This window comes from Caloranaerobacter sp. TR13, from assembly GCF_001316435.1.
GTDB lineage: Bacteria > Bacillota > Clostridia > Tissierellales > Thermohalobacteraceae > Caloranaerobacter.
Genome location: NZ_JXLL01000008.1, coordinates 13,812 through 31,574, shown reverse-complemented (window position 1 = coordinate 31,574; position 17,763 = coordinate 13,812). Strand labels below are relative to the sequence as shown.

12 protein-coding genes are annotated in these 17,763 nt (G+C 31.3%); 10 read left to right on the top strand and 2 right to left on the bottom strand.

The window, feature by feature from the left end; all coding sequences use genetic code 11:
• Nucleotides 1–4: 4 nt before the first annotated feature.
• The gene (locus tag TR13x_RS07120; RefSeq protein ID WP_054871228.1) at nucleotides 5–895 is read right to left on the bottom strand and encodes a LysR family transcriptional regulator; all 891 of its coding nucleotides are present in this window, start codon (nucleotides 893–895) and stop codon (nucleotides 5–7) included.
• Between the two features lie 349 nt (nucleotides 896–1,244).
• Here TR13x_RS07120 and TR13x_RS07115 point away from each other — a divergent pair, with 349 nt between their 5' ends.
• The 3 genes from TR13x_RS07115 to TR13x_RS07105 are packed head-to-tail and all read left to right on the top strand — an operon-like array spanning nucleotide 1,245 to nucleotide 5,558.
• Nucleotides 1,245–3,800 carry an FAD-dependent oxidoreductase gene (locus TR13x_RS07115; RefSeq protein ID WP_054871227.1) on the top strand — a complete coding sequence of 852 codons (2,556 nt, stop codon included), beginning with the start codon at nucleotides 1,245–1,247 and terminating at the stop codon, nucleotides 3,798–3,800.
• Nucleotides 3,801–3,818: 18 nt separating this feature from the next.
• On the top strand, nucleotides 3,819–4,802 hold the full coding sequence (locus TR13x_RS07110; RefSeq protein WP_054871226.1) for a sulfurtransferase: 984 nt from the start codon (nucleotides 3,819–3,821) through the stop codon (nucleotides 4,800–4,802).
• Nucleotides 4,803–4,850: 48 nt separating this feature from the next.
• Nucleotides 4,851–5,558 (top strand): TVP38/TMEM64 family protein, encoded by a 708-nt coding sequence (locus tag TR13x_RS07105; RefSeq protein ID WP_054871225.1) that lies wholly within the window; start codon nucleotides 4,851–4,853, stop codon nucleotides 5,556–5,558.
• A gap of 41 nt (nucleotides 5,559–5,599) precedes the next feature.
• Here TR13x_RS07105 and TR13x_RS07100 read toward each other — a convergent pair whose 3' ends face one another.
• A complete protein-coding gene (locus tag TR13x_RS07100; RefSeq protein WP_054871224.1) occupies nucleotides 5,600–8,074 on the bottom strand; it encodes an ABC transporter substrate-binding protein in 2,475 nt (824 codons plus the stop codon).
• A 235-nt stretch (nucleotides 8,075–8,309) separates the two neighbouring features.
• Between TR13x_RS07100 and pdxS the strand changes: the two genes are divergently transcribed.
• The 7 genes from pdxS (at nucleotide 8,310) to gatB (ending at nucleotide 17,693) form a co-directional block, all read left to right on the top strand.
• Entirely contained in the window at nucleotides 8,310–9,182 is an 873-nt protein-coding gene (gene pdxS / locus TR13x_RS07095; protein ID WP_054871223.1) for a pyridoxal 5'-phosphate synthase lyase subunit PdxS, read from the top strand.
• A gap of 2 nt (nucleotides 9,183–9,184) precedes the next feature.
• The gene (gene pdxT, locus TR13x_RS07090) at nucleotides 9,185–9,766 is read left to right on the top strand and encodes a pyridoxal 5'-phosphate synthase glutaminase subunit PdxT (protein WP_054871222.1); all 582 of its coding nucleotides are present in this window, start codon (nucleotides 9,185–9,187) and stop codon (nucleotides 9,764–9,766) included.
• 150 nt (nucleotides 9,767–9,916) lie between these two features.
• Nucleotides 9,917–12,106 (top strand): DNA helicase PcrA, encoded by a 2,190-nt coding sequence (gene pcrA, locus TR13x_RS07085; protein WP_054871221.1) that lies wholly within the window; start codon nucleotides 9,917–9,919, stop codon nucleotides 12,104–12,106.
• Nucleotides 12,107–12,268: 162 nt separating this feature from the next.
• Entirely contained in the window at nucleotides 12,269–14,269 is a 2,001-nt protein-coding gene (gene ligA, locus TR13x_RS07080; protein ID WP_255351319.1) for an NAD-dependent DNA ligase LigA, read from the top strand.
• A gap of 42 nt (nucleotides 14,270–14,311) precedes the next feature.
• Nucleotides 14,312–14,629: an Asp-tRNA(Asn)/Glu-tRNA(Gln) amidotransferase subunit GatC gene (gene gatC / locus TR13x_RS07075; RefSeq protein WP_054871219.1), complete on the top strand. Its 318-nt coding sequence runs from the start codon at nucleotides 14,312–14,314 to the stop codon at nucleotides 14,627–14,629.
• A gap of 159 nt (nucleotides 14,630–14,788) precedes the next feature.
• Entirely contained in the window at nucleotides 14,789–16,273 is a 1,485-nt protein-coding gene (gene gatA / locus TR13x_RS07070) for an Asp-tRNA(Asn)/Glu-tRNA(Gln) amidotransferase subunit GatA (protein WP_054871218.1), read from the top strand.
• Complete coding sequence (gene gatB, locus TR13x_RS07065; RefSeq protein ID WP_054871217.1) at nucleotides 16,263–17,693, top strand: Asp-tRNA(Asn)/Glu-tRNA(Gln) amidotransferase subunit GatB; 1,431 nt, start codon at nucleotides 16,263–16,265, stop codon at nucleotides 17,691–17,693. The genes gatA and gatB overlap by 11 nt, the downstream gene beginning before the upstream one ends.
• Nucleotides 17,694–17,763 lie beyond the last annotated feature (70 nt).

Here is a 17,763-nt window from a genome sequence, read left to right as displayed (position 1 = left end):
TTTGTTAACAGAAACCGCGTTTTGAAGAGCGTATAAAATCTATAAAATTTAATTCATAAGGATTTAATTCGAGGTCTTTTCTGTAAGCTACGTAGAAGTCCGATAAAATTTCCATATTTTCTATTTCTATAACTTTCAATAAACCATCTTTTAGTTCTCTTTTAATTGATAACTCAGGAATAAAAGATATACCTTTTCCAGATAAAACAGAGGTTTTAATAGCTTCCATTGAGTTGAGTTCATATATGATATTTAAATCATCTATCTCAATGTCTTGACATTTTAAAGCTTTTTTTATAGTTTCTCTAGTACCAGAACCTTCTTCGCGGAAAATAAGAGGAAGTTTAACTAGTTCGTCTAAAGTGATTTTTTTCTTGATAACTGGTAACGATGTAACTAAAAGTAATTTATCAGAAGTGATTTTAAGAATTTTTAAATCTTTATTTTTAACATTTCCGTGTATGATACCTATGTTTGTATTTCTACTAATAAGATTTTCTATGACTTTTTTTGTATTGGTAATTTCTAGATTTATTTCTACGTCTTTATTATCTTGCTTATATACATATATGCTACATGGTAATGCGTATTCTCCTACTGCTTTACAAGAGCCTATTAGTAAGTGTTTTTTATGGGTTTTTAGATTTTCAAGATCTCTTTCTATATTCTCTTGAAGAGAAAGAATAGTATTTGCATAATCAAAAACTATCTTTCCAGCTTCAGTTAATTTAACACCTTTATTACTTCTGTTAAGCAAACTAACTTGTAATTCTTTTTCTAAAGATTGTATTTGCATACTTAATCCTGGTTGAGTTAGATGGAGTATTTTGGCAGCCTTTGAAATGCTATTAACTCTTACAGTTACATAGAAGGCCTTAAGATACTGTAAATTCATGATATCACCTATTCTTTGAATTTCTAGTAATACTAATTTCTGTTATGTGTTTTAAAAAAATAAACCCAATCAATTTAAAGATTGGCATTTAATTCTAGCTTGTATTATTAATATTATATCATATAATAAATTATGCAGCACATTACATTTTGAATCTTATACTTGTATGTGATATTATGGTAAAATAATTTCTATTGACAAAAAGTGTATATGCAATAAATTATTGTTATACATCATAAACAATGCTTATTATTTGTTAATAAAATTTTATATTATAATTTAATTGTAGACATTTTAACAAATTAAATAGAAGTTAATAAACTTTTATCGAATGAAAAGGGGGTCAATGATGAATAAGGTTACTTATCCAAAAGAAGTATTGGAAAAAATGAAGGAAATCGTAGATACTTGTATGGGTGATGCTCCACCTTATTGTGAAGCTACTTGTCCGATGCATACTGATGTAAAAGGCTATGTAAATTTGATAGCTGAGGGGAAATACAAAGAGGCGATTGAACTAATAAGAGAAAAACTATTCTTACCTGCAACTTTGGGAAGAATTTGTGCTCACCCATGTGAGGAGAAGTGTAAAAGAGGAGAATTTAAACAACCTATGTCAATTGCAGCATTAAAGAGATTTGTTGCAGATAACTATGATAATGAGAAAGATTGGAATCTAAGTATTGAAACTGAGAAGGATAAAAGAGTTGCAATTATTGGTGCAGGACCTGCTGGAGCTCAGGCAGCATTAGACTTAAGAAGAAAAGGCTATAATGTAACAGTATTTGAGAAGCTACCTGTTTTAGGTGGAATGATGAGAGTTGGAATTCCTGAATACAGGTTGCCAAGAAATATTATAGATTTTGAGTATAGCTTACTAAAAAAGATTGGTGTTGAGTTCAAACTAGGAGTAGAAATTGGAAAAGATATATCATTTGAAGCACTAAAGAAAGATTTTGATGTAGTGTTAATAGCAGTAGGAGCTCATAAAGGAGTAGTTATTCCAGTACCTGGTCGTGAGCTTAATGGAGTTTTAAATGCTGTTGAATTTTTAAGAGAAGTGAGTTTAACTAAAAAGGCTAATATAGGTAAGAAAATAGCTGTTATAGGTGGCGGAAATGTTGCGATAGATGTTGCTAGAAGTGCAAGAAGAGTAGGAGCAGAAGAAGTACATCTTGTATGTCTAGAGTCAAGAGAGACAATGCCTGCTCATACTTGGGAAATTGAAGAAGCAGAAGAAGAAGGTATAATTATACATGATAGCTTTGGTCCTGAAAAGATAATAGGAAAAGATGGTGAAGTAGTAGGGTTTGAAATAAAAGAATGTATATCAATTTTTGATAAAGAAGGGAAGTTTAATCCTCAATTCAATGAAAGTAATAAGCAAATTCTAGAAGTTGACAACGTTATTTTTGCTGTAGGACAAGCAGTAGATAATTCTTTTGTTTCAGATGGGATGCTAGAAACACAAAGAGGTGGCAGATTTAAGGTTGACCCTATAACTTTACAGACAAAATTAGAAAATGTATTTGTTGCAGGAGATGCATCTGGAAGATCTACAATTGTAATTGAAGCTATGGCAGAGGGAAGAAAGGCTGCAATTTCAATTGATAGATATCTTCAAGGCAAAGATTTGTATTCTGATAGGGAATTTGAAGGAAGTTATGAGACTTGGTTAGAAACTGAAATAAAAGATGATACTCCTAACTTACCAAGAGTTGAAACTACAAAGGTTGAACCAAGTAAGAGAATATTGAGTTTTGAAGAAGTAGACTTAGGTTTTAATGAAGAGCAGGCAAAAGAAGAAGCTTCTAGGTGCTTAAAATGTGAATGTAGATTATGCGTAAAAGAGTGTGAGATGTTAAAGGATTTTTGTAATTGTCCTAAGGACTTATTTGAAGAGATATTAGAAACAGGAGAAATTGATCCTAAAATACCATATTCATGTAATATGTGTAGTCAGTGTACTTTAGTATGTCCAAAAGACTTCAAGATTAAAGATAGATTTATGGATATTAGAAAGCAGATGATTAAAGCTAACAATGGTAAGTCTCCAATGAAAGGGCATAATGCAATTGAGGTGCATCAAGCTTTAGGATTTTCAAAATTATTTAATATAGCAATAAAAGATGGTAAAGCTAAGAAAACTAAACGTGTATTTATACCAGGATGTAGTTTGCCATCGTATAATCCTTACGCTGTAGGTAAGACTTTAGAGTATTTACAGGAAAAGCTACCAGGTACAGGTGCAATATTAAAATGTTGTGGTAAACCAACTAAAGCTTTAGGACAGATTGATAAGTTTAAAGAAAGATATGCAGGTTTACAAGCAGAAATAGACAGATTAGGGGCTGAAGAAATAATAGTAGCCTGTCAATCATGTTTCTTAACAATTTCAGAGTACAGTCCAAACCAAAAAGTAAGGTCATTATGGACAGTTTTACCTGAAATAGGATTACCTGAAAATGTTAGGGGTATAGGTAAGAATAGTGATATAACATTTGCAATACACGATTCATGTTCAACTAGAGATAGGTCAGATATACATGATGGAATTAGATGGATAATAAACGAATTAGGATATAAAATTGAAGAATTATCTTATTCAAGAGAGAATACTAGATGCTGTGGTTTTGGAGGAATGGTAGTGCCTGCTAATCCAGAACTGGCATTAAGAGTTATGAAAAGAAGGACAGCCGAGGCGAAATCTGATTACATGGTTACTTATTGTGCAGCTTGTAGGGAGTCTATGGTTAGAGGTGGAAAAAATGCACTTCATATCTTAGACTTGATATTTGGAGGTCCATGGACTTCAAAATCTAAGTTCCCTGGAGTTCCAAGCAGTCCTATTACAAGCTGGGCAAATAGATATAAATCTAAGAGAGAAATTAAAAAGAGAAAATAATTAGAAAGGGGTAATGAAATGAGTAAAGCAAAAGTTATAAGCATAGCGTTAATTGTAATTGTAGTTGGAGTATTAGTTTGGTACTTTGGTTTCCAAGGACCAAATGTAAAAACTAGTGACGAATTAATTAAACAAGAAGGTAAGTATGCTGAATATGCAAATCCGGAAGTTATAGTAAGTGCACTTAAGGCTAAGGAAATAATTGATAATAACAAAAATGTTGTTGTTATCGATATTAGAAAATCACCAGAATACTTATTAGGTCACATACCTGGTGCTGTTAATATATGGAGACCAGACTATGAGAGCGAAAATTATCCATTTGGTGGAATGAGAGCAGAAAAGGAGAAAGTAGAGAAATTATTAGGTAGCTTAGGAATCGATAATGATACATTTATATTGTTGTATGATGGAAAAGGAGATTATGATGCAGCTAGGCTATGGTGGATACTTGATATGTATGGTCATGAGAAAATGGCATTAATAGATGGTGGTATTGATGGATGGAAAGCTGCAGGACTTGAATTAACAACTGCTAAGCCAGAGATTACTCCAAAAGAATATAAATTTAAAGGTAAAGTAGATGAGAGTAAGCTAGCTACATTAGAAGATGTTAAAGCTGCAATGAATGATCCAAATGTGATAATATTAGATACTCGTTCAATAAAAGAATTTACAGGTGAAACTTTAAAGAAAGGTGCTTATAGAAAAGGAAGAATACCTACAAGTGTTTGGATTGAATATAAAGAGGCTATTAATGTTGGAGAAGGTGAAGACAAAACTTTCAAAACTGTAGAAGAATTAAAGAAAATCTATGAGTCAAAAGGAATTACTCCTGATAAGACTATAATAGCATACTGCCAATCAGCAGTAAGATCAGCTCATACTACTTTTGTTTTAACTCAATTACTTGGATATGAAAATGTTAAGAACTATGATGGTTCATGGATTGAATGGAGTTATAATAAAGATTTACCAATCGAAACTGGAGAGCCTAAATAATGTATAGGGAGCAATGCTCCCTATACATTTAAAAATGGAGGTGTAGTTATGGATAGTAAAAAAGAAGTAAAGCAAGATAAAAAGAAAAGTTATGTGAAACTTGCTATTACTCTTGGACTTATAGTGGTTGTTATTGGTCTTATGAAATATTTTGGACTATTTGAATATATTAGTCTTGAAAATATGCAAAATCTAAAAGCATGGATTAATAGTTATGGAGTCATTGGACCTATAATTTATATAATTCTATACATTGTAGCATGTTTATTCTTTCTTCCAGGATTACCTATAGCTGTATTAGCAGGTTTAGCTTTTGGACCTGTAATGGGAGCTGTATATGCTTCTATAGGATCTACTTTAGGTGCTTCAGCCGCATTTTTAGTAGCTAGATATGCAGCTAGGGATATGGTAGAAAGTTGGGTTGAAGGAAATGAACAATTTAAGAAGATAGACGAAGGTGTTGAAAAACAAGGATGGAGAATGTTAATGATAACTAGATTAGTTCCTGTATTTCCTTTTAACCTTCAAAACTATGCTTATGGTCTTACTAAAATTAAATTTGGCACTTATGTTTTAGTTTCATGGATATGTATGATACCAGGAGCTATAGCTTTTACCTTCATGGGAGGCTCAATTGTAAGTGGAGAAGGTAATATAGGTAAGACTTTAATGTATCTTGGAATTGGAGCAATTTTCTTTGTAATACTAACATTGATACCTGGATGGTTAAAGAAGAGAAAAGGATTGGAAATATAAAAGTTAGACCTACACCAAAATTAAAGGTGTAGGTCTTCCTATTATTCGCAAATAATATCTTCAAATCTAACTTTTCCTAATGGATTGAGTTGTACATTTTTTATATGTGTTTTATGAACATAAGCTGTTTGTGGATGATATAAGAATAGCCATGGTACATCTTCTATAATTTTATCCTGAATTGTCTTGTATAAATCAATTCTTTTTTCAGGATTTATAATTTCCCTAGCTTCTTTCATCAATTTTGTTACATATTCATTATTATATCCAGTAAAGTTAGTATAAGCTTTAGGATTAAATAAAGGCTCTAGATAGTTGTCAGGGTCCCCAGTATCAGCAATCCATCCCATAATGAATAAATGGCATTTATTCATGTTTTCGGCTTTTAAATATTCTCTAGAAGGAACTTTGATGATTTTACAGTTAATTCCTACATTATTCAAGTCTTCTACAATAAGTTCGATTATTTTATTGTTGGAATTATTGCTGTCACCTTCGTATCCTAGTATTATCAACTTTTCATTATTATAATTACTTTCTCTTAATAATCTTCTGGATAAGTTAGGGTTAAACTCAAAGCCTGTAAGATGACTATTGTCTAGAATTGCTGGAGGGAATACTCCTTTAGATTTAGAAGCAAGTCCATTAACAACTTCGTTAATTATTCTTTCTTTGTTTACTGCATGATTAATGGCTTTTCTTATACCTTTATCTTTGGCAAAAATTGAATTAGATTTTAAGTTAAATCCTGCAAAAAATGTTGTCATTACATCTTTTACTTTAATTTCACTACTAAATCCTTTTTCGTATAATTCTTTGACACCAGAGTTATTGAGCATTAAGAAGTCATATTTATTGTTTATATAACCTTCAACAGGATTGTTATCATTATGATAAACCTCTATTTTATCTATATATGGTTGTCCACCAAAATATCCTTCAAAAGCTTTTAATGTGTATTTTTCATCATCCATTTCTTCGATTATATATGGTCCACAGCCTATAAATTTATTATTAAGTGCTGAAATTTTTTCTATAATTGCACAACAAGGCTGAGCTAAGTTAAGTAGAAAACCACTATAAGGCTTTGTTAAGGTTATAGATAATCTGTATCTATCTATGACTTTTATACCTCTAACATGATTAGCTTCACTATTGTGAAATTCTTCAGCACCATCAATAGAATATAAAAGCCATGCATTAGGAGATTTAAGTTTTGGACTTAATATTCTTTCAAGAGAAAATTTAACATCTTCAGATGTAACTTCTTGGTTATTATGGAACTTGGCACCCTTTCTAAGATTAAAAGTCCAAGTAAGATTATCTTCACTTACAAACCAGCTTTTAGCTATGCTAGGCAATACATCAGTTGTAGCGCTTGAAGCTAGTAAACCAGTATGTACATTACCTAAAATTTTCAAACTATCTTGATCAAATGGAATAGCAGGATCTAATGTATCTAAACTTTTTCCCATAACTGTCCTTAGTTTAGTTTCTTTTCTATCTGCTAATTTGATATTGTTAAGGACTTCATTAGTTATGTTATTAAGGTTTTCTGATGTTTTAGACAAAATTTCAATTGAAGTTTTTGTATGCTGTGCATTCATCAAGGCAACTTCAATCATTGATATAATCTTTTCAGATATGTCATTCATTTCTTTAGCTGAAAATACAACTTCTTCTAAGTTACTAGTTTGCTGTGAAATTGCAGATGTTATTTCATTAGTTACTTCAGTAGTTGTATTTATTGATTCAATTATTTTATTAAAAACAGTTATTGTATTATTTGCAATGTCTACACCTTTATCAACCTTTAACCCACTTTCGTTCATAGCATTTATAGTTTCTTGTATACTGTCTTTAATTTTTATTATTACTGAAGATATTTGCTCAGCAGATTCCTCGCTTTTTTGTGCTAGTTTTCTTACTTCTTCTGCTACTACAGCGAAACCACGACCATGTTCTCCTGCTCTTGCAGCTTCTATTGCTGCATTTAAAGCTAATAGGTTGGTTTGATTAGCAATATCTTTGATTATCTTAAGCATATTATCAATTTGAGAAGTTTGCTTATTTAAATTTGCAACAATATTTTTAGTATTATCAACAGATATTTTTATTTCATTCATTGCTTGAATAGAATTATTTACAGCTTGGTTACCTTCTTTAGCAACCTCTTTTGTATCTTCTGCTATCTGAAGAGAACTAATAGTACTAGCTTGAACTTCTTCAGTTAATGCAGAATAGCTTTCAATTTCGTTTACAACTTTTTCGATAGCTTGCATTTGTATTTCAACATTTCTAGAAATATTGTTTATTATTTCGATTAAATTTTCTGTTGCAAATCCAGTTTCGTCTATTCTGTTCGAAATCTTATCGATTGTACATTTTTGATTATGTATTAGTAGGCTTGTGTAATCTGTATTTGTTTCTTTTTCCTTATCATTAGTTGGAATAACTTTGTTTTCAATGTTTGAACTTAAAGATTTTGGCTTTTTTCTCAGCAGGTTCTTAAACATTCCCGATACCTCACTTTTAGTTATTTTAGTTAATAAATAGACAAGCTATCACTATAATTTTATAATAATGATTTTGATTTTTCAAACAATATTGACGCAGTACAATTGTTGTGACATAATAGAATTGTACTGGTAATGTTATTATATAACGATACAATAGCATTACAATCTTAAAACAACAACCGATACAATATTGATTAATTTTTAAAATTAATAAAGCATAGGGGGAGATAGTATGAATAAAAGATATGAACTAAATAAAAATCTTGCACAAATGCTTAAAGGTGGAGTGATTATGGATGTTACAAATCCAGAAGAGGCCAGAATAGCTGAAAAAGCCGGGGCTGTAGCAGTTATGGCTTTGGAGAGAGTACCTGCTGATATTAGAAAGCAGGGTGGAGTGGCAAGAATGTCTGATCCTAAAATGATAAAAGAAATAAAAAAAGCAGTATCAATACCAGTTATGGCAAAGGTAAGGATTGGTCATTTTGTAGAAGCTCAAATTCTAGAAGCGATAGGAATAGACTTTATTGATGAAAGTGAAGTTTTAACCCCAGCAGATGAGATGTATCATATTAATAAAAAACAGTTTAAAGTTCCTTTTGTATGTGGCGCTAGAAATTTAGGAGAGGCATTACGAAGAATTGCTGAAGGAGCATCTATGATAAGAACGAAAGGAGAAGCAGGAACTGGTAATGTTGTAGAAGCTGTAAGGCATATGAGGCAGATGTTATCAGAAATAAGGAAATTGAAACTTATGCCTAAGGAAGAACTTATGACTGCTGCTAAAGAAATGGGGGCACCTTATCATTTGGTTGAATATGTAGCTGAACATGGAAGACTACCTGTTGTAAACTTTGCAGCTGGTGGAATTGCAACTCCTGCAGACGCAGCTCTTATGATGCAGTTAGGATGTGATGGAGTATTTGTAGGTTCTGGGATTTTTAAATCTTCTAATCCGGAAAAGAGAGCAAAAGCGATAGTGAAAGCAACCACATATTATAATGACCCTGAAATTCTTGCTGAAGTTTCTGAGGATTTAGGAGAACCTATGTATGGATTAGAAATTAGTAAATTGACTACAGAATTTGCTGAAAGAGGATGGTAATAATGATTAAAGTCGGTGTACTTGATTTTCAAGGTTCTGTAGTTGAACATATAGAAATGCTTAAGAAAATTGAAGGGATTAAGCCAATTAGGGTTAAATATGCTAAACAGATAAATGAAATAGATGGTCTGATTCTTCCAGGAGGGGAAAGCACGACTATAGGGAAACTTATGAAGGATTTTGATATATTTTTACCTTTAAAGGAAAGGATAACAAAAGGAATGCCTGTATGGGGAACGTGTGCAGGAATGATATTATTGGCGAAAAAAATTGTAGGGCAGGATTATGCACATTTAGAAGTAATGGATATTGAAGTGAAAAGAAATGCTTATGGTAGTCAGATAGATAGTTTTATGATAGAAAAAACAATACCGCAAGTTTCATCAAAACCAATATCATTAGTGTTTATCAGAGCACCTTACATTGAGAAGGTTGGATATGGAGTTAAAATTTTATCAGAACATGAAGGGAAAATTATTGCAGCAAGGGAAAAGAATATGTTGGCAACTTCATTCCATCCTGAACTTACGGGAGATGAATCATTTCACAGATATTTTGTTGATATGATTATAAAAAGATTATAATTTTGTTTTATTACCCCTGCTTTTATAAGTAGGGGTTTTATTTTTTAAAAATTCAAATTTAATAATATCAATATTGAAGCTTCAACAAGAAAGTACTTTCCTATATAATATAGTTTGAAGAAAAGAATGAAATCGAGAGGAGATAAATACATGATTTCTTTAGATACTTTAAATGATAGACAAAAAGAAGCAGTATTGACAACTGAAGGACCTTTGTTAGTATTAGCTGGTGCAGGTTCGGGAAAAACGAGAGTTTTAACTCATAGAATAGCATATCTAATAGAAGAAAAAGGGGTAAATCCAGAGAATATCTTGGCAATAACTTTTACTAATAAAGCTGCTAATGAGATGAAGGAAAGAATAGAAGGACTTATTGGTGGAAAAGCTGAAAGTATGTGGATTGGAACATTCCATTCAATATGTGTAAGAATTTTAAGAAGAAATATTGATAGAATAGGGTATAGTAGAAATTTTGTAATATTTGATACAACTGATCAAAAGACACTTATTAAGGATTGTATAAAAGAACTTAATTTAAATGAAAAGTTATATGACCCAAAAGCTATGTTAAATTTTATAAGCTCTCAAAAAGATAAGCTTATAGATGCTGATACATATATGAGAGATAATTATGGGGACTTTAGAGAAAGAAACAAGGCAGAAATATATAGTTTGTATCAAAAGAAATTAAAAGAAAATAATGCATTAGATTTTGATGACTTAATATTTAAGACTATAGATTTACTTAGAAAAAATCCAGATGTTTTAAATGATTATCAAGAAAGATTTAAATATATTTTAGTAGATGAGTACCAAGATACCAATAAAGCACAGTATGAATTAATTAGATTATTGTCTAGAAAATATATGAATATCTGTGTTGTTGGCGATGATGACCAGTCAATTTATGGATGGAGAGGGGCAGATATTAGAAATATACTTGAATTTGAAAAGGATTTTCCAAATACAAAGGTTATAAAGCTTGAGCAAAATTATCGTTCTACTAAAACTATATTAGAAGCAGCCAATCATGTAATAAAGAACAATTATGGAAGGAAATCAAAAAAATTATGGACTGAAAATGATGGAGGCACTCTAATAAAACTTTATAGTGGTTACAATGAACATGATGAAGCTGACTTTATAGCGAGCAAAATAAATGAAAATATTAAAAATGAAGGTTTAAAGTTTTCAGATTTTGCTGTTTTATATAGAACAAATGCTCAATCACGTGTTATAGAAGAAGCATTAATAAAATCTAATATCCCTTATAAAATAGTTGGGGGACTTAAGTTCTATGATAGAAAAGAAATAAAAGATATTATAGCATATTTAAGGCTTATACAAAATCCAGTTGACAATGTCAGCTTAAAGAGGATAATCAATGTACCTAAAAGGGGAATTGGTAGTAAGACTATTGAAAAGATTGAAGCATATTGTCAAAAGACAGGGGAAAGCTTATATAGCGCCATATTAGATGTAGAGGATATCCCAGGATTATCACAGAGAGCTATTGCTAATATAAATAAGTTTACTACTCTAATAAACAAGTTTATAGCTATGAAGGAAATTTTAGGAGTAAGAGAGCTTATAGAAAATGTTATAGATTCAATAGGATATATAGATGAACTAAAAAAGGAAAATACAGTTGAAGCAGAGAGTAGAATAGAGAATATAAAAGAATTTATTTCTGTAGCCATAGATTTTGAACAAAAAAGTGAAGAAAATACTTTAGAAGAATTTTTAGCAAGTATTTCGCTGCTTTCAGATATTGACAATGTAGAAGATGAAGGAAATACTGTTTTACTTATGACACTGCACAGTGCTAAGGGTTTGGAGTTTCCAGTAGTTTTTTTAGCTGGAATGGAGGAAGGAATTTTTCCACTTTCAAGAGCACTTAACAGTGATGAAGAACTAGAAGAAGAAAGAAGACTATGCTATGTTGGCATTACCAGAGCAATGAAGATTTTATATATAACTTATGCTGATGTAAGGACTTTATATGGACATACTATGTATAATACTGTATCAAGATTTATAAAAGAGATACCAGAATGGTTGGTGGAGAATTTAAATGAAAAAACAGTAAAGGTACTAGGTAAGATAAAAAAAGACGCCAACAAGCTTTTCACAGGAGTAGTAGAGAAAAGTACTGGCAAATCGAACTTATCTTCAAATGATATAAAGCCTGGAGCAAAAGTGAAGCATAAGATGTGGGGGATAGGTACAGTTGTACAAGTTAAAGATAAGGATGGAGATAAGGAAATAGCAGTTGCATTTGCAAGTAAGGGTGTTAAGAAACTTATGCTTAGCTTTGCACCAATAGAAGTGGTAGATTAGGTACTGGATATTGGGTACTAGGTACTGGATACTGGGTACTAGGTACGGGGTACTTGGTACTGGGTACTAGGTATTAGGTACTAGTTAGAGGACAGGGGACAGAGAACAGGGTACAGGGGATCTGTTTTCTGGCAACTGTAAAAACTGAAAGAAGGTGAGATGATGGATAAAAGAGAGCGTATTAAAGAGCTTGTTGATATAATAAATGACTTAAATTACCATTATTATGTTCTAGACAATCCTAAGGTCAGTGATAAAGAATATGATAAACTTTATGACGAACTAGTAAAATTAGAAGAGGAAACTGGGATAATACTAAGTGACTCTCCAACACAGAGAGTTGGAGGAGAGCCACTTGAAAAATTTCAGAAGCATAAACACTTAGGCAAATTATGGAGTTTAGATAAATGTAAAACTGCTTTAGAATTAAGAAATTGGGATACAAGAGTAAGAAGATTAATAAATGAATATAATAGAGAAAATGAAGAAAAATTACCTAACCCTACTTATGTAGTTGAATATAAATTTGATGGACTTACAATTAATCTTACTTATAAAGATGGAAAATTAGTTCAAGGTGCAACTAGAGGTAATGGAGAGGTAGGAGAGGCAATACTTATGCAGATAAAAACTATAAAATCAATACCTCTAAGTATAAAATTTAAAGGTACTGTTGAAATACAAGGTGAAGGTTTGATGCCTTTATCAGTTTTAGATGAATATAATAAAACAGCTGATGAACCGTTAAAAAATGCAAGAAATGCAGCAGCAGGAGCTTTGAGAAATTTAGACCCTAAAGTTACTGCGAAAAGAAAATTAATAGCTTATTTTTATAATGTTGGTTATATAGAGGGTAGAAGTTTTAATACACATCTTGAAATGATAGATTTCTTAAAAGAGAACAGGTTACCAGTTAGTGAATATATAAAGACTTTTGATAGTATTGAAGAACTTATAGAAGAAATAGAAAAGATAAAAGAAATTAGGAATTCTCTCGATGTTTTAACAGATGGACTTGTAATAAAGATAAATGACATGAGAACAAGGGAGGTTTTAGGTTATACACAGAAGTTTCCACGTTGGGCTATAGCATATAAATTTGAAGCAGAAGAAATGACCACAAAACTGATTGATGTAGTATGGAATGTAGGAAGAACCGGAAAGGTTACTCCAACAGCAATACTTGAGCCTATTGAAATAGGGGGAGTAACTGTTAAAAGAGCTACATTAAATAATTGGGATGATATTCAAAGAAAGAAAGTTAAAATTGGCTGTAGAGTGTGGATAAGAAGGTCTAATGATGTAATACCAGAAATAATGGGAACAATTGAAGATAGCTGTGAAAATCCTAAGAAAATAGAGAAGCCAAAAGAATGTCCTGCTTGTGGTAGTGAACTTATTCAAGAAGGAGTGCATATTTTCTGTCCGAACTCTTTATCTTGTAAACCACAGTTAGTTTCTAGATTAGTTCATTATGCAAGTAGAGATGCGATGAATATAGAAGGTTTTAGTGAAAAAACAGCAGAGCAATTATACGAAGAATTAGGGCTTGAAGATATACCTAAGCTTTATGAGTTAAAATTCGAAGAGTTGATTAAATTAGATAGATTCGGAAAGAAAAAAGCAGAGAATCTGTTAAAGGCTATTGAAAAAAGTAAAAATTGCAGATTAGACTCCTTCATTTTTGCATTGGGTATACCTAATGTAGGAAAGAAAACTTCAACTGATTTGGCTAATACATTTAAATCTCTTGAAAGATTGATGAAGGCAACATATGAAGAGCTTATAGCAATACCTGATATTGGAGACAAAGTCGCAAATAGCATAATAGAGTTTTTTGCAGATGAAAAAATAATTTCTAACATAAATAAGCTTTTAGAAGAAGGTGTAAATCCAGTTTATGAAGAAGAGGAAATAGAAAATGATACTATATTTTCAGGTAAAACAGTTGTTGTAACTGGCACTATTGAAGGGATTAGCAGGAAAGAAGCAAAGGAAATAATAACTAAAATGGGTGGAAAAGTAGCTGGTAGTGTTAGTAAAAAGACTGATTATGTAGTTGTAGGAGAAAATCCAGGATCTAAATATGATAAAGCAAAAGAATTAGGTATAAAAATAATTACTGGTAGTGAATTTTTAGATATTATCGGCTTTAACGATTAGCGAATGACGAGCGACCAATGACGATTTTTAGGAGGATATTTTATGAGAATCTCTCAAAAAGAAATAGAACGCATAGCAAAATTAGCTAAGCTAGAAATTTATGAAAAAGATATAGAGAAATTTACTAATCAATTGACAGCAATTTTAGAATTAGTTGAAAAATTAAAAGAAATAGATACAGAAGGTATTGAGCCGACTTATAATATACATAATTCCAAAAACTTTTTTAGAGAAGATAAAGTAGAACCTTCTTTAGAAAGAGAGAAGGTTCTTTCTAATGCAGAAGAAGTGAGAAATGGGTACTTGGTGCTGGGTACTAGAACTAGAGAACAGGGGACAGGGGACAGGATTCAGAAATGAAAAATTTAAAATGTAAAATTCTAGGTACTAGACAGGCTTTAGGAATGAAAAATTAAAAATTGAAAATGGAAAATTAGTTGACAGTCAACTTACATTATTTATTATCTGTTTTCTGTTCTCTGTATACTGTCAACTGATTCAACTAGAGGTGAGATAAAAGTGGATTTAACAAATCTTACGGTTCATGAGTTGAGAGATTTGATAAGAAATAGAGAAGTGTCATCAGAAGAAATAGTGAAAAATTTTTTAAAAAGAATAGAACAAGTAGAAGATAAAGTAGGTAGCTTTATAACTTTAATTAAAGAAAAAGCTCTTGAAGAGGCTAGAAGAATAGATAAAAAAATAAAAGAAGATATCACTAGCTTAAGTGATATAGCTGGAATTCCTGTAGGGATTAAAGATAATATAGTAACAGAAGGAATTAAGACAACCTGCGGGTCTAGAATTTTAGAAAACTTTATACCACCATATGACGCGACTGTTATAAAAAAACTTAAGTCAAATGGCGCGATTATAGTAGGTAAGACTAATATGGATGAATTTGCAATGGGTTCTAGCACAGAAAATTCTGCTTTCAAGATTACTAAAAATCCTTGGGATTTAAACAGAGTACCAGGCGGCTCAAGTGGTGGCTCAGCGGCAGCTGTTTCAGCATCTTTGGTTCCATATGCTTTAGGCTCATCTACAGGAGGTTCAATAAGACAACCAGCAGCTTTTTGTGGGGTAGTTGGGTTAAAACCAACCTATGGGCTTGTATCTAGATATGGGTTAGTAGCATTTGCATCATCATTTGACCAAATAGGGCCTTTGGCTAAGAATGTAGAAGATTGTGCGATTGTGTTAAACAGTATAGTAGGGTTTGATAAAAAAGATTCTACATCTACTGATAATGGCAGTGTTGATTATATAAAAGCATTAATGAAAGATATTAGGGGACTAAAGATAGCCTTGCCTAAAGAATACTTCAATAATAGGATAGATAATAGAATTAAAGAAAAGGTATTAGATGCAGTTAAAATTCTTGAAAAGCTTGGTGCTAAAATAGATTATGTTTCACTGCCTTATTCAGAATATGCTTTAGCTACTTATTATATCTTAGCACCTTCTGAAGCTAGTTCAAATCTTGCTAAGTTTGATGGTATAAGATATGGAAGAAGAGCTAAGAGCTACAATTCAGTTGAAGAGTTAGTTATAAAGACAAGAACAGAAGGCTTTGGAGATGAGGTAAAGAGAAGGATAATGATAGGGACTTATTTCCTAAGCTCAAGTCATTATAGTGAATATTATAAAAAGGCTCAGAAAGTAAGGACATTAATTATAAGAGATTTTGAAAAGGTATTTAAAGAGTTTGATATTATTATATCACCTACGACTCCTACATTACCCTATAAAATTGGAGAAAAAAAAGAAAACCCTATATCTATGTATCTTTCAGATATATTAACAGTTTCAGCAAATATTGCAGGAATACCTGCTATAACAATTCCTTGTGGATATATTGATGACCTGCCAGTAGGAATGCAAATAATGGGTAAAGCTTTTGGAGAAGAAGATATATTAAGTGTAGCATATACTTACGAAAAGAATAGTAATTTTCAAAGAAGAGCTCCTAAGATAAAGGAAGGGATAAAAAATGGCATATAAAACAGTGATAGGGCTTGAAATACATGCTGAACTTTTGACAAAATCTAAAATATTTTGCAGTTGTTTAGCTAAATTTGAAAAAGAAGCAAATAAGCATTGTTGTCCAGTTTGTTTAGGTCTTCCAGGGGCTCTACCTGTACTTAATAAAAAAGTTGTAGAATATTGTATAAGGGCTGGGTTAGCATTAAATTGTGAAATATCAAATAAAAGCAGAATGGATAGAAAAAATTATTTTTATCCAGATTTAGTAAAAGGGTATCAGATTACGCAGTATACAAATCCTCTTTGCCAAAATGGCTATATAAAGATAGATATAAAAGATGTTGAGAAGAAAATAAGAATTAAAAGAATACATATAGAAGAGGATACAGGAAAATCTATTTATGATGAAAAAGGAAATATTCTTCTTGATTATAATAGAAGCGGAATTCCTTTAATAGAAATTGTAACTTATCCTGATATGAATTCGCCTGAGGAGGCTAGGATATTTTTAGAAAAATTAAAAGCTATACTTAGGTATATTGAGGTTTCTGATTGTAAGATGGAGGAAGGGTCCTTAAGATGTGATATTAACATAAATGTTATAGATGAAGAAACGGGAGTAAAGAGTACAATTACTGAGATTAAAAATTTAAATTCATTTAAAGCCGCTGTTAAAGCTATGGAATTTGAGGAAAAGAGGCATATTGAATTATTGAAACAGGGGAAAAATACGCTCAAGGAAACAAGAAGATGGGATGAAAACAGAAATGAAACTGTAGTAATGAGAGTAAAGGAAACAGTTGAAGATTACAGATATTTTCCCGAGTCTGATTTAGTAGATATTGAAGTAGATGAAAACTTAATAAAAAACATTAAAGAAAATTTACCTGAACTTCCTCATGCTAAAAAAGAAAGATTCATAATAGAATATAACTTACCAGAAAACGATGCAAAAATTTTGACTTCTTCAAAGAATTTAGCTGACTTCTTCGAAGAGACTGTTAAATTTGTAAACGCTCCAAAACAGGTTAGCAATTGGATAACGGGTGATATATTGAGAAGACTTAATATGGAAAATAAAGAAATTAAGAATATGAAAATTACTCCAAAAAATTTAGCAGACTTGATTGGGCTTATAAATGAGGGGAAGATTAGTAATAAGATTGGTAAGAAAGTTTTAAGAATTATGTTTGAACAAGGTAAGACTCCTGAAGTAATTGTAAGGGAGCAAGGTTTAATACAGATAAGCGATGAGTCTGAGCTTAAGAATATAGTTAAGAAAGTAGTTGAGGATAATCGACAATCTGTAGTAGATTACAAAAATGGAAAAGATAGAGCATTAGGGTTTCTAGTTGGTCAAGTTATGAAGGCTACAAGGGGTAAAGCAAATCCTCAGATGGTTAATAAATTGATATTAGAAATTATAGAAGAAATGTAATGAAAACAAACTCGCTTAAAAAAAGTGGGTTTGTTAATTTTTTGTAACATATAGAAAAAGTAATTGAAAA

Coding starts and splice junctions, on each gene's coding strand:
- pcrA (WP_054871221.1), top strand. CDS start 9,917: ATGATTTCTTTAGATACTTTAAATGATAGACAAAAAGAAGCAGTATTG.
- TR13x_RS07100 (WP_054871224.1), bottom strand. CDS start 8,074: ATGTTTAAGAACCTGCTGAGAAAAAAGCCAAAATCTTTAAGTTCAAAC.
- gatB (WP_054871217.1), top strand. CDS start 16,263: ATGGCATATAAAACAGTGATAGGGCTTGAAATACATGCTGAACTTTTG.
- gatC (WP_054871219.1), top strand. CDS start 14,312: ATGAGAATCTCTCAAAAAGAAATAGAACGCATAGCAAAATTAGCTAAG.
- TR13x_RS07115 (WP_054871227.1), top strand. CDS start 1,245: ATGAATAAGGTTACTTATCCAAAAGAAGTATTGGAAAAAATGAAGGAA.
- TR13x_RS07110 (WP_054871226.1), top strand. CDS start 3,819: ATGAGTAAAGCAAAAGTTATAAGCATAGCGTTAATTGTAATTGTAGTT.
- TR13x_RS07105 (WP_054871225.1), top strand. CDS start 4,851: ATGGATAGTAAAAAAGAAGTAAAGCAAGATAAAAAGAAAAGTTATGTG.
- ligA (WP_255351319.1), top strand. CDS start 12,269: ATGGATAAAAGAGAGCGTATTAAAGAGCTTGTTGATATAATAAATGAC.
- pdxT (WP_054871222.1), top strand. CDS start 9,185: ATGATTAAAGTCGGTGTACTTGATTTTCAAGGTTCTGTAGTTGAACAT.
- pdxS (WP_054871223.1), top strand. CDS start 8,310: ATGAATAAAAGATATGAACTAAATAAAAATCTTGCACAAATGCTTAAA.
- TR13x_RS07120 (WP_054871228.1), bottom strand. CDS start 895: ATGAATTTACAGTATCTTAAGGCCTTCTATGTAACTGTAAGAGTTAAT.